Annotated in this window: 8 protein-coding genes and 5 pseudogenes; 7 read left to right on the top strand and 6 right to left on the bottom strand. The window is 51.7% G+C overall.

From position 1 onward, the window contains the following. Window positions 1–47: 47 nt before the first annotated feature. A complete protein-coding gene (locus ACWWJF_RS27170) occupies window positions 48–1,007 on the bottom strand; it encodes an IS110 family RNA-guided transposase (protein ID WP_455871502.1) in 960 nt (319 codons plus the stop codon). A gap of 67 nt (window positions 1,008–1,074) precedes the next feature. Next, window positions 1,075–1,278: pseudogene (locus ACWWJF_RS27165) on the bottom strand (transposase); the annotation flags it as partial. A 197-nt stretch (window positions 1,279–1,475) separates the two neighbouring features. Here ACWWJF_RS27165 and ACWWJF_RS27160 point away from each other — a divergent pair. Next, window positions 1,476–2,644, top strand: a protein-coding gene (locus ACWWJF_RS27160; RefSeq protein ID WP_455868400.1) for an IS3 family transposase whose coding sequence is annotated in 2 segments (ribosomal slippage) — window positions 1,476–1,731 and window positions 1,731–2,644 — 1,170 coding nt in all. Because the reading frame shifts where the segments join, the coding sequence is not laid out codon by codon here. Between the two features lie 652 nt (window positions 2,645–3,296). After that, entirely contained in the window at window positions 3,297–4,259 is a 963-nt protein-coding gene (gene hemH, locus ACWWJF_RS27155) for a ferrochelatase (protein WP_455871438.1), read from the top strand. A 52-nt stretch (window positions 4,260–4,311) separates the two neighbouring features. Here the strand turns inward: hemH and ybaL are convergent, their stop codons facing one another. Next, window positions 4,312–6,000 (bottom strand): YbaL family putative K(+) efflux transporter, encoded by a 1,689-nt coding sequence (gene ybaL / locus ACWWJF_RS27150; RefSeq protein ID WP_455871437.1) that lies wholly within the window; start codon window positions 5,998–6,000, stop codon window positions 4,312–4,314. Between the two features lie 442 nt (window positions 6,001–6,442). Here ybaL and ACWWJF_RS27145 point away from each other — a divergent pair. From ACWWJF_RS27145 to ACWWJF_RS27130, 4 genes and pseudogenes are all read left to right on the top strand, one after another. Next, a pseudogene (locus ACWWJF_RS27145) lies at window positions 6,443–6,982 on the top strand (metallophosphoesterase); the annotation flags it as partial. An 87-nt stretch (window positions 6,983–7,069) separates the two neighbouring features. Next, window positions 7,070–8,277, top strand: a pseudogene (locus ACWWJF_RS27140) (IS3 family transposase). A 32-nt stretch (window positions 8,278–8,309) separates the two neighbouring features. Further along, window positions 8,310–9,446 (top strand): annotated as a pseudogene (gene ushA / locus ACWWJF_RS27135) (bifunctional UDP-sugar hydrolase/5'-nucleotidase UshA); the annotation flags it as partial. 225 nt (window positions 9,447–9,671) lie between these two features. Next, entirely contained in the window at window positions 9,672–11,057 is a 1,386-nt protein-coding gene (locus tag ACWWJF_RS27130) for a glycoside hydrolase family 28 protein (RefSeq protein ID WP_455871436.1), read from the top strand. Between the two features lie 324 nt (window positions 11,058–11,381). On the opposite strand, the gene ybaK is transcribed toward ACWWJF_RS27130, so the two are convergent. From ybaK to ACWWJF_RS27115, 3 genes are all read right to left on the bottom strand, one after another. Continuing rightward, window positions 11,382–11,861: a Cys-tRNA(Pro)/Cys-tRNA(Cys) deacylase YbaK gene (ybaK, locus tag ACWWJF_RS27125; protein WP_455871435.1), complete on the bottom strand. Its 480-nt coding sequence runs from the start codon at window positions 11,859–11,861 to the stop codon at window positions 11,382–11,384. A gap of 28 nt (window positions 11,862–11,889) precedes the next feature. Continuing rightward, complete coding sequence (locus ACWWJF_RS27120; RefSeq protein WP_455871501.1) at window positions 11,890–12,705, bottom strand: TraB/GumN family protein; 816 nt, start codon at window positions 12,703–12,705, stop codon at window positions 11,890–11,892. 114 nt (window positions 12,706–12,819) lie between these two features. Continuing rightward, on the bottom strand, window positions 12,820–12,996 hold the full coding sequence (locus ACWWJF_RS27115; protein WP_455871434.1) for an NfeD family protein: 177 nt from the start codon (window positions 12,994–12,996) through the stop codon (window positions 12,820–12,822). A gap of 39 nt (window positions 12,997–13,035) precedes the next feature. On the opposite strand from ACWWJF_RS27115, the pseudogene ACWWJF_RS27110 reads away from it, so the two are divergent. Then, window positions 13,036–13,239: pseudogene (locus tag ACWWJF_RS27110) on the top strand (transposase); the annotation flags it as partial. Window positions 13,240–13,274: the final 35 nt, after the last annotated feature.

Below are 13,274 nucleotides of genomic sequence, written 5' to 3'. Positions count from 1 at the left end.
AGTACACGTCGGTTTCACTTCATTTACAACCCCACCGGCTGCCTATTTCAGCCCGCTAACCCTTGGCATATAAGGCGTTGCGGACTTGTGTATAACGAGGTGAACTGAGACCTTACCCAATCAGCTAATCTCCCTGATTGATGGTCAATTCTTAGGATAAATACCCGCGCACATTGAACAAGCAATCGGCGAAGGTTTTTATCTCCACGCTTGCTAATACCCAGCAGAGTATTCTTCCCTCCAGTACTGTATTGGCGGGGTACAAGACCGGTGGAAGCGGCAAAATTACGACTGTTTTCATATTGCTTGCCATCGCCTAACTGTGATGACAAAACGCTGGCTGTTATCGGTCCAACACCAGGGATGGTCATTAAATGCTGGCCAGTTTCATCTAGAGAGAGTGCCTGCCCAAGTTCTCTTTCGAGCTCTGCTATCTGCCCAACCAAATATTGGTAATGATCGTGTAATCGAAGCAGCAACTGTGCCAGATAAGGTGGCAAGTCATTATCAGCCAGAACAGCTGAAAGCCTTTTGATTACCGCAATACCTTTCGGCATGCTGAGACCAAACTCCAGTAAAAAAGCATGCATTTGGTTAGTCGTTTTAACGTTGTCTCTGACCAACGACTCTCTGACGCGATGCAAGGCTCGCATAGCCTGCTGAGCCTCAGTTCTTGGCTGCACAAACCGCATGGAAGGGCGTGATCCGGCTTCGCATATTGCTTCGGCATCAACGAAATCGTTCTTGTTGCTCTTGACAAAAGGGCGGACAAACTGCGGAGAGATCAACTTTACTTCATGCCCCAGCTCACTGATCCGACGAGCCATAAAATGGGCACCGGCGCAGGCTTCCATTACAACGGTAGTAGGTGTACACGTAGCCAGAAACTCGATGAGTTTGGTGCGGGTAAACTTTTTCCGCAGTAATGCCTTGCCTGATTTATCCTGACAATGAATGTGAAAAGAATGTTTGCCGAGATCGATACCAATAAGCGTGACGTTTTGCATGATGGCCTTCTCCATAAAGAAACACCCTGTCAGCGTACCGCTCACAGGGTGGGGGTGACCATCTCATTAGGCCAAACACGCGTTTCATCATCAGGACTGTGGTGATGGCCATATCTGAGTAGTGGAGCGGTCGTCCACGCCGTTCAGTAGTCGTTTTTTCCGTCCATGCAGCAATGGCTGATTCATCTAGCCATACGGTTAGAGAACCGCGCTGCTTGAGGACCTTGTTATAGGAGGGCCAGTTAGTGATTTTAAAATTTTGTTTTGCCATGGAGACCTGATGTTGAAACAACTATGGTGATCTGATCCGATGATTACCCAAACTTTCTATTTATTCAACAAAGCCGTACTCTGCTTTTATCGCGTAGTGTACCTCGGAAAGGGCATCCTGGGTGTGTAGTGGCACACTGATACTGGCCACCTGATCGGAGGTGATATGCTCACCTCATCAACACGACAGGTGACCTCATGGGTAAACATTTTACGGCGGAATTTAAGCTCGAAGCCGCAAAGCTGGTTGTCGACCACGGCTACACATACGTTAAGGCCGCAGAGGCGGTTAATGTCAGCCATTCTGCCATTAGTCGCTGGGTCAATAAGCTTCGCCTTGAACGACAGGGAAAAACGCCAACGGGACTTCCTCTTACCCCTGAACAGCTCGAGCTGCGTGAGATGAAGAAAAAAGTCCAATGCCTTGAAATGGAGAACGAAATCCTAAAAAAGGCTACGGCGCTCTTAATGTCGGACTCACTCAACGGTTCACGGTAGTCGACAGGCTGAGGGCGCGATACCCGGTCACGGCGTTGTGCCAAACTTTTGAGGTACATCGCAGCAGCTACAGGCACTGGCAGGCTTCCGCTAATGAACCCGACGGTGAGCGCGTGGTTAAGTGTAGTCGCGTCATGGAAGCCTGGAACGCCAGCGGCGGCTCTGCCGGCGCTCGAAGTATCGCGACCATCGTCACCGGCAGCTCTGGTGTCAAAATGGGGCGCTGGCTGGCTGGCAAGCTGATGAAGGAGCTGGGTATCGCCAGCTGCCAGCGACCGGCTCACAAATACAAACGCGGCGGCAATGAACACGTTGAAATACCGAACTATCTCAACCGCCAGTTCGCGGTTACCGCGCCGGATCAGGTCTGGTGCGGCGATGTGACCTACATCTGGACGGGCAAATGCTGGGCTTACCTTGCGGTGGTGCTAGATCTGTTCGCCCGCAAACCGGTGGGCTGGGCCATGTCGACGTCGCCGGACTCGGCGCTGACAGTTAAAGCGTTGCAGATGGCCTGGGAACTCCGGGGACAACCAACAGGAGTCATGTTCCACAGCGACCAGGGCAGCCACTATACCAGCCGTCAATACCGGCAAGCCCTGTGGCGCTGCCGGATAAAGCAGAGTATGAGTCGGCGGGGTAACTGCTGGGATAATGCGCCAATGGAGCGGTTCTTCCGCAGCCTGAAGACAGAATGGGTGCCGACAAAGGGTTACAACAGCTTCAGCGAAGCCCAGGACGCGATTATCCGCTACATCACGGGGTATTACAGCGCTATCCGGCCTCACTGGTATAACGGCGGCTTAACTCCAAACGAATCTGAGCGACTGTTCTACATACAGTCTAATGCGGTGGCCAATATTAGTTGACCACTACAAATCGCCGTTATTAATTTTTTAGCGTTTTCATCTGTCGCATTGTTGACGTATTGCCCATCTTTCTCTTTGTAAAAACCGGAGATCGTGAGCAATGACGGGGCAGGGTAAGGATCATAAAAGAGTGCAAAACAGCCAATGATAAACATCATGCATATTGACGTAATAGACCACTTTCCTGGTTTTCACTTTTTGACGCGGTAATAGGCGGTGGTGATCGCCACATAAAGTAACAATGAGACAGCTACCGCTGCTTTGTTATCATTCAAATAATAAAATATTGATGGATCTTTGAATAACGATAAAACAGACAGTATTGCCAGAAAAAATTCAATTACAGTTTTCACTGACTCAATTATTGTCATTGTTCTTTATGCATCCTTGGCTGAACATGAAACCCTGTTTTTTAATACCTTATTTGCAGCTTAACAAACTCTACATGGCACTTCTACCTGAAAGAGAACCCGGCCGATACGCCTGTGCTCACCCATGGCGCTATCTATCCTTTCGATGGCAAGTATCGGTAATAACATCGTTTTCCCTATCCCGTCCGGGCAACATTTTCGCTACACTCAGCGCTGGTAACGATAACCGCTGCTAGGTGTACGACATGTATACGACAGGCAGCCTTTTATGAGGGCAGACGATGAGTCAACAAAAATTGGGCGTACTGATAGTGAATCTGGGGACGCCCGAAGCCCCGACGCCGCAGGCGTTGAAACGCTATCTGGCACAGTTTCTTAGTGATAAACGCGTCGTAGATACGCCGCGCTGGCTCTGGTGGCCGCTGTTGAATGGCGTGATCCTGCCTTTTCGTTCTCCCCGTGTCGCCAAACTCTATCAGTCTATCTGGACGGTTGACGGTTCTCCGCTGTTGGCATTCAGTCGACGTCAGGAATGCGCGCTCTCCGCCCGTTTAGGCGACGATATTCCGGTGGCGCTTGGCATGAGCTATGGTTCGCCGAGCTTGCTGTCGGCGCTGGATAGCCTGTTGTCGCAAGGTGTCACTCAACTGGTGGTGCTGCCGCTCTATCCGCAATACTCCTGCTCTACCACCGGTGCGGTATGGGATGGGCTGGCCGATGCACTGCGCACGCGCCGCCAGGTGCCCGGTATCCGTTTCATCCGCGACTATGCGACGCACCCGGTCTATATCGATGCGCTAAAGCAGCGTGTGGAAGCGTCATTTGCACTGCACGGCGTGCCAGACCGCTTAGTGATATCGTTCCATGGCATTCCGGTGCGTTATGTTACGGAGGGGGATGACTATCCTCTGCGCTGTCAGGCGACGGCACAGGCGCTGATCGCTGCATTGGGGCTGGCACCGGAACAGGCGCAAATGACATTCCAATCACGTTTTGGCCGTGAACCTTGGCTCACCCCTTATACGGATGAAACATTAAAGGGATTACCTGCGCAGGGGATCAAACGCATTCAGGTTATTTGCCCTGGGTTTGCAGCCGATTGTCTGGAAACGTTGGAAGAAATTCAGGAACAGAACCGGGAGATTTTCCTGCATGCTGGCGGTAAACAGTTTGCTTATATTCCGGCGTTAAATGATGATGCGCGGCACATTGATTTGTTCGAAGCGCTGGTGCGTGACGAGTAGTTAAAACAGTACTGCTAAAAGAGCGCAGCGGGGTTACCGCTGCGCATTGGTATCAAATCGGGCACTCTTTTAGTTCTTCAGCTTTTACCTGCTCAAGCTGTAGCAGGGTAATCATGCTGTTGGCGATTTCGCGTTCACCCATCACCACTTGATTGGCACCGTGTTCGGTGATATAGCTGACTTCATCGTCATAATGTGCGCGCGCAATGATCTCCAGATCCGGGCGTTTTTCACGCGCTGCCGCAACAATTTCTCCTGCCTCATAGCCGTTAGGAATGGTCAGCAGCAGCCAGCGGGCGCAATCCAATCGAGCCAACTCCATGATTTCCACTTTAGTCGCGTTCCCCAGTACGGCCTTGATGCCTTGCTCGCGCAGAGCATCTACCCGCGCACGCGAATTCTCGATGACCACAATAGGAATGCCTTCCTGATGCAGCTTGGCACCGATCAGGCTGCCAACACGGCCATAACCGACCAATAGGGCGTGATTACACATATCAACCGGAATTTGCTTCTCTTCTTCGATGGCTTCTTCCACGATCTGCTCATCAATGGTCTCTGTTTTCTCCAAATAGCGTTCCAGCAGAGTAAAAAGCAACGGGTTGATCATAATCGACAGAATCGCCCCTGCCAGCACCAGATTGCGCCCTTGCTCAGACAAGAGACCGAGCACAACGCCAAGGCCCGCCAAGATAAAGGCGAACTCGCCAATTTGCGCCAGGCTGGTCGAGATAGTCAGTGCGGTACGTTTGGAGTGGCCGAACAGCCGTACCAGTACAAAAGCGGCCGCTGATTTACCGAACACGATAATGGCCAACGTAATGATGACGGCCATCGGTTCGTTCACCAGAATCATCGGATCGAACAGCATGCCCACCGAAACAAAAAACAGTACGGCGAAGGCGTCACGCAGTGGCAGTGTATCGTGGGCGGCGCGTTGACTGAGTTCTGATTCGTTCAGCACCACACCCGCAAAGAAGGCTCCCAGCGCGAATGAAACATCAAACAGCTTCACGGCACCGAAAGCGATGCCGAGAGCCATCGCCAATACGGCGAGGGTGAACAGTTCCCGTGAGCCGGTAGCGGCGCTTTTTGCCAACACCCAAGGCACTAGGCGACGGCCCACCACAATCATCAGCGTGATAAAAGCAACCACTTTGCCGATGGTCCAAGCCAGGTCGCGAATCAGCTTACCGGTATCAGCATGCTCAGCGCCTATCATGTCACGGAACGCGGGCAGCAATACCAGCGTCAACACCATCGCCAAATCTTCTACGATCAACCAGCCAATGGCGATTTTTCCGCGCTGGCTGTCAATCAGTTGCCGTTCTTCTAATGCGCGCAGCAGCACTACGGTACTGGCAGTGGATAAGCACAGCCCAAACACCAATCCGCTTGCCAGACTCCAGCCGAGCAGGGTGGAAAGGCCCATCCCTAGCATCGTGGCAACGGCGATTTGTGCAATGGCACCGGGAATAGCGATGGATTTCACCGTCATGAGATCTTTAAGCGAGAAATGCAGGCCGACACCAAACATCAGCAGAATAACCCCAAGTTCAGCCAATTCAGGTGCTAACGCGGTATCCGCGACAAAACCTGGGGTAAACGGCCCCACCAGAACCCCTGCGACCAGATAGCCGACTAAAGGGGATATGCGTAGTCGATTGGCCAGAATCCCCAGCAAGAACGCGAGGACCAGCCCTACGGCAATGGTGGATATTAGTGGTGTGGTTGCATGCATCCCGACTCCTTTTACCATTGTTGAAAAACGTTCATGAGCAGACTTCTTGAACAAATTCTATTTCATTTGAAGAAATCCTGCTTGGGAAAATGAGGGTATTCTAGTAAAAATCTTCGTTTACTCATTGAATCTAAGTCTAACATAGATTTCATGATGCTTTCGTCAGATAAGCATTGATAAACCAACGTTATTGCTCTCATGAAGATACTTTCTCATGTCTGTTATGCCGCATTTTCATCAGCTTTCTCTTGTGATTCATGCGCGCAATGCCGGTTTTTCTTGTGATACAGGTCACAGGATGCAAATGAAATCGAGCGTTGAGTAAAAGTGCGCTATTCTGGAGGGAGATCTCAATCTGCGCGTACCTGACTAAGACCAGGATAGGCAGAGGGCTGCTATCGCATTATTTTAACAAGAGTTGTTTATTTAACGGAGAATTTCCATGCGTTTTGCAACGAAAGCGTTAGGACGTGCTATTGCGATGTCGCTGGTTTTTACCTCGGCAGGGGCGTTGGCGTGGGAAAAAGATAAAACCTATGACATCACCATCCTCCACACCAACGATCACCACGGCCATTTCTGGCATAACGAATACGGCGAATATGGGTTGGCAGCGCAAAAAACGCTGGTGGATCAGATTCGTCAGGAAGTGGCCGCTAAAGGCGGCAGCGTGCTGCTGCTGTCCGGCGGGGATATCAACACCGGGGTGCCTGAATCTGACTTGCAGGATGCAGAGCCCGATTTTCGCGGCATGAATATGGTGGGCTATGATGCCATGGCGCTTGGCAACCATGAGTTTGATAATCCGCTCTCGGTACTGCGCCAGCAGGAGAAGTGGGCAACATTCCCGTTGCTGTCCGCCAACATCTATCAAAAGAGTACACAACAGCGTCTGTTCAAACCCTATGCGCTGTTTGATAAGCAAGGTATTAAGATTGCGGTTATCGGTTTGACCACTGATGACACAGCAAAATTAGGTGATGTAGCCCCCTGTAACACCAGACAGTAGCTGTATCTCCAGATAAGAGATAGGCTTAGATATATGTCTAACAATCATGCTAATTTTGAAATGACCGGGATCCTGTTAGGGCAAGAAGTCCGTAAGCGTAAAACTCCGCAAGAGAAAATCGCCATCATTCAGCAGACAATGGAGCCGGGGATGAACGTCTCCCATGTAGCCCGCCTGCATGGCATCCAGCCCAGCCTTTTGTTTAAGTGGAAGAAGCAATACCAGGAAGGAAGCCTCACCGCCGTTGCGGCCGCAGAAGAAGTGGTTCCAGCTTCGGCGCTGGCGACTGCCCTCAAGCAGGTCCGGGAGCTACAGCGCCTTCTGGGTAAGAAGACGATGGAAGTTGAGATCCTCAAAGAAGCAGTGGAGTACCGCCAGTCGCGAAAATGGATAGCGCACGCGCCCTTGTTGCCAAAGGACGGGGAATAGCTCTGGTCAGCCGCGCCATGAGCGTGTCGCGTGCGCAGCTGTCACTGCGGGTTAACCGTTCTGCCGACTGGCTGGACAGGCGCAGCAACCGGCGTAATGACGAAGCTGATGCTGAGATATTATCGGACATCCTCCGTATCATCAGCGACATGCCCAGTTACGGTTACCGCCGAGTGTGGGGTATCCTGCGTAAGCAACGTCGTGCAGAGGGACTTCCACCGGTGAACGCCAAACGGCTTTACAGGATAATGAGCGAGCATAACCTGCTGTTGTTGCATGATAAAACTGAACGTCCGAAGCGGGAGCATAAAGGCAAAATCGCGGTAGCAGAGAGCGATATGCGCTGGTGCTCAGATGGCTTCGAGTTCGGTTGTGACAACGGCGAGAAGCTGCGGGTGACGTTCGCACTGGACTGCTGCGACCGGGAGGCCATAGACTGGGCAGCGAGCACCAGGGGTTATGACAGTTCAACCGTGCAGGATGTGATGCTGAGGTCGGTGGAAAAACGCTTCGGTAGCGCGCTGCCGGATAAACCAGTGCAATGGCTGACGGATAATGGTTCAGCGTACACAGCGCATGAAACGCGGAAGTTCGCCAGAGAACTGAATCTGGAGCCCTGAACAACAGCAGTGAGCAGTCCACAGAGTAACGGCATGGCAGAACGGTTCGTGAAGACGATGAAGGAAGATTACATCGCCTTCATGCCAAAACCCGATGTGCGAACAGCGCTGAAGAACCTTGCAGCGGCGTTCAATCATTACAATGAAAACCATCCGCACAGTGCGCTGGGATACAACTCCCCAAGAGAATATCGGCGCCAGCGGGCATCGTTAACTTAAGAGACAAAAGCTGTCCGGAGATGGTGGGTCAAGATCACACAGCAAAATTAGGTAATCCGGAATTTTTCACCGATATCGAGTTTCGCAGGCCGTCGACGGAAGTGAAATCGGTGGTCGATCAACTGCGTCGCACCGAAAAGCCCGACGTGATTATCGCTGCAACCCATATGGGACACTATGACGATGGTCAGCACGGCTCCAATGCGCCAGGGGATGTCTAAATGGCGCGTAGCCTGCCGGCAGGCTATCTGGACATGATTGTGGGTGGTCACTCACAGGACCCGGTCTGTATCGCGAGTGAAAACAAGAAGCAGGTAGATTATGTACCGGGTACACCCTGTGCGCCGGATCGGCAAAATGGTACCTGGATCGTGCAGGCTCACTAATGGGGTAAATATGTTGGGCGCGCTGATTTCACGTTCAAAAATGGCGCGCTGACGCTGGCCCATTACCAACTTATTCCGGTCAACCTGAAGAAAAAGGTGGAGAAGACCGGTGGCGGCACCGAACGCGTCTATTATACCCAGGAGATCAAACAGGATGATGGCGTGGTGAAAATGCTGACGCCGTTCCAGGAAAAAGGTCAGGCACAGCTGGATGTGAAGGTGGGAAGCGTCAATGGCACGCTGGATGGCGATCGCAAACAGGTGCGCTTCTATCAAACCAATCTGGGACATCTGCTGTTATCCGCCCAGCGCGAACGTGCCAATGCCGATTTTGCCGTGATGAGCGGTGGTGGGATACGCGATTCCATTCAGCCCGGTGATATCACCTATAAAACGGTGCTGAAAGTACAACCGTTCGCCAATACCTTGGTTTATGTCGATATGAAAGGCAGCGAGGTTGAGAAATACCTGGCTGCGGTGGCGAACAAGAAAGTGGATTCCGGTGCCTACGCCCAGTTCCTGAACGTCAGCCTGGTGGCCGATGGACAATGTGTTCAGGATGTGAAAATCAAGGGTGAACCGTTGCAGGCGGATAAAACCTACCGTATGGCCACGCTGAACTTCAATGCGATGGGCGGTGATGGTTATCCGCGTCTGGATGGATTGCCGACCTACGTCAACACCGGTTTTGTTGATGCCGAGGTACTGAAGCAGTATATCGAGCAGCATTCACCGCTTGATGCAGCGGCCTATGCGCCAAAAGGCGAAATCCAATACCGTTGATGAAATGGTCGCGCTAACATTAAAGAGGGCTTACAGATAGGTAAGCCCTCTTTTTTTATTTCCATCGCTCATCAATTGAGGATTGCTCTTTTGTGATGGACGTAACAGTTAAATGTTAGCGATAACATTTTTAGCGCGCTCAGCATCACAAACGTGATCTGTTGTTGTCTTTTTGAAAAGACTTTGATATTTTATTAAAACATATTTTCAATATAGGGTTTTGGAATGAAGAAGGGGTTTGTTTTGTCATTGCTTGGCGCATGTATTGCGGTCAGTTCTCAGGCGGGTGCCGCAGCCCTACCTGCCGTTGTCACTTTTACAGATAATGGCAAAGTGTGCGATGTCACGCAATATGGCGCGGAAGGTCATCGCTTGCAAATTGCACTGAATACGGATTCATTCCAACGCGCTATCGATGATTGTGCGGCCGCAGGCGGCGGTACGGTGCTGGTGCCGGAAGGTAACTATCTGGTCAACCCACTGTTCCTGAAAAGCAATGTGCGTCTGAACCTGGCGAAGAACGCCACCATTGTGGCTTCGACTGAAGAAGCAGCCTATCGTGCTACGGAGCAGACCAAATACGCTGAGGCGGAAAATGGCTGGTTGCCGTTTATCAGCGTTGCTGATGCCAAGAACGTCGCTATCACCGGTGAAGGTACCATTGATGGTCAAGGTGCCGTGTGGTGGGAGCGCTGGCGTGCCAATATTCGTGCCACGGGTAAGAAGGGGGGCACCGATCGTCCGAGTTTGATCTACATTACTTGTTCCAGCAACGTGCTGGTGGATGGCGTTACCCTGACGCACTCACCGAGTTTCCACGTGGTGATGCGCTACGCGCATGACGTTAACGTCAACAACACAAAAATTCTGTCGCCTTGGCACGCACCGAACACCGATGCCATCGATCCTATCGACAGCCAGAACATTCGTATCACCAATAACTTTATCGACTGTAACGACGACCATATTGCCATCAAAGCCGAGAAGCCCAATGAGCGTTTCCCTGAAGGCGTCGTCGACAATATCTACATTGCGAACAACGTATTGCGTCAAGGGCGCGGTATTTCTATCGGCAGCGAAACCTCCGGCGGCGTGAACAATGTGCTGGTGGAAAATAACCAGTTCGAAGGTTCGATGTACGGTATTCGTATCAAGACGCTGCGCGGTAAAGGCGGTGAGGTGAAAAACATCACTTATCGCAACACCAAAATGGTTGATGTCGATATTCCTCTGGTGTTTGCTGGCTACTACAAGGCGGCTCCCATTGTGCAAGCCGAAGTGGACAAACTGCTGGCAGAAGGCGGTTTCACCATGGGTGAACAAATTTACCCGCCAGATACCGATGCCAAACAGCCGTTTGATAAATATAAGACGCCGCATTTTAGCAATGTGACGATCGAAAACCTGGAATCAGCCGGCAAAAGCAAAGCTGCTGCGTACATCATTGGTGTACCCGAAGCACCCTTGAGCGGTTTCCATTTTGACAACGTGCGTATCGATGCCGATCAAGGGATCCGCGTGCGTAACGCTGAAGTGCAAACCAAAGGCTTAACCCTCAACGTGAAGCAAGGGCCGACGTTGTTGGTTGAAAAAGGGGCTAAGATCGATTAATTACCCGTTCTGAAGCGGTGGCAGGGGACACACTGGCCGTGGAGTCCTCTGCCATCAGCTTCTTTTACGCTTCATACTTCACGCTGTGGAGGCGTTGGCCACACTTGATTACGATGACACATCTCCCATAAATTCGAGCCAAGCTTTTCGTGGAAAACTCGTCTCATCCATGAGACTCGCCCTGGTGGGGCCGCTGCTAGCAGCGTTCAAAAATGCTCTCGGCATTTTTGTCAGACGCGGCGCTGACTTGCGCGGGATCCTGCCGCTCAACCGGTGGTCTCGTGTACCTCAGCGTTATTTTTCACGCCATACAACATCAAAAAATTAATCCCGTTTGGCAATATCACTAAATGACGCTTTCAGCAGTTTCGCCAAATCGGTGGGCGCAAGCCCGATATCCAGTCCGCGCTTGCCACCGGAAACGTAAATCACCGGGAAGAGCTGCGCCGGTTCATCGATGGCGGTTGGCAGCAATTTTTTCTGTCCTAACGGGCTGATACCGCCTACCAGATAGCCCGTAACCCGCTGAGCCAGCATAGGGTCGGCCATATCCGCTTTTTTGGCACTAAAGGCTCGCGCCACCTTCTTTAAATCCAACTGCCCGGAGACTGGGGTGATGGCAACGGCTAAGTGTTTGGCATCGCCGTTCAGCGATACCAGCAGGGTTTTGTACACCTGCTCTTTATTCAACCCCAGCTTACGCGCGGCTTCTTCGCCAAAATTGGTTTCGTTTGGATCATGGTCGTAGCTGTGAAGTTGGAAAGCGATCTTATTTTTTTCCAGAAGTTTTACTGCGGGTGTCATGGTGCTCGTTCCTTAATCAATCCCGTCGTTATTGCTTTGCATTAACATGTTGTAGCAGGGAAGGCAGGCTATTGTCGCCGTACAGATGCAACGCACCGACAGCCACGACATAATGTCCGCTCGGCAGTGCTTGTAACTGATCGCGCCAGCGGGTATTACGTTGACGCATCAATACCTCGGACAAGGCGTGGCTGAACGTCGCCGGCATAGCGGCAGCGGATTTTGCTGGCGGTCCTTCCAGCCACCAGCCGGTCATCACCTGAAGCAGACGCGCATTAACGTGCCAGTGATCCAGCGTATCTTCCAGTAATGCTACACCCCCCTGCGGCAATTGTCGCAGCATGGCGAGCTGTTCTTGCTGACCTTCAAGTTCAATCACCGGAATGTTTGCCGCTTTGGCGGCCTGAATCAATTGATAATCGATGCCATAGTGAGGACGTAGGCCGAGCGATTGCGCTTGCATCGCCTGGAGCGTCAGCGCCGCGTGCCAGGCGGGCAAATGCTCAAAGCGGTTCAGGTTAAGTGCCAGTGCCTCACTGTGCTGCTGGAAAAGCTGATAGCGTTCTGGATCCAGGCGCTCCGCCAGTGGAATTGGCTCGTACTCTTCCTGCAACGGCGAACCCATATCGGAGATATCGGCTTCTACCACCAGTGCAGTAGACTGCTGCAATTGTTGCAGCAACACCTCCGGCAACGGAGACATGGCTTCGCTGCCCATATGGATACTGCCCACCAAATGCAGGCGTCCGCCGTTTGTCAGCGAAACATCCAGTGCGGGGTAGGCATAGGCGACCGGGGAAATTAATCCCAACCACGTGGCCAGTTGGCGCAGTAACGTCATGATTTATCTCCATCAACCACAAACGCTCATGCTAACCGCTTGTGCCGCGCGAGGATACTTCCATAAGGATGAAAAATCCCCAACCGTGTTACTGTTGGGGATAGTCGGGAAGGGCGGTTAAACCTTGAGGGCACGGACGTGTAGCGTAATGCCGTCAACGGCAATCACTTCTACGGTAGTGCCGACGGGCAGAGCTTCATCGGTTTTGATCCGCCAGGTGCTGTCACCGATTCTGGCACGGCCGATGCCATCCTCAACGGCTTTGTTGAATAAATAGAAAGTTTGGGTAATCATCGGATCAGATCACCATAGTTGTTTCAACATCAGGTCTCCATGGCAAAACAAAATTTTAAAATCACTAACTGGCCCTCCTATAACAATGCCCTCAAGCAGCGCGGTTCTCTAACCGTATGGCTAGATGAATCAGCCATTGCTGCATGGACGGAAAAAACGACTACTGAACGGCGTGGACGACCGCTCCACTACTCAGATATGGCCATCACCACAGTCCTGATGATGAAACGCGTGTTTGGCCTAATGAGATGGTCACTGTAGTGGCACACTGATACTGG

It is taken from the genome of Symbiopectobacterium sp. Eva_TO (genome assembly GCF_053848865.1).
The sequence above is the reverse complement of the archived record's forward strand: the minus strand, read 5'-3'. Positions and strand labels throughout refer to the sequence as shown.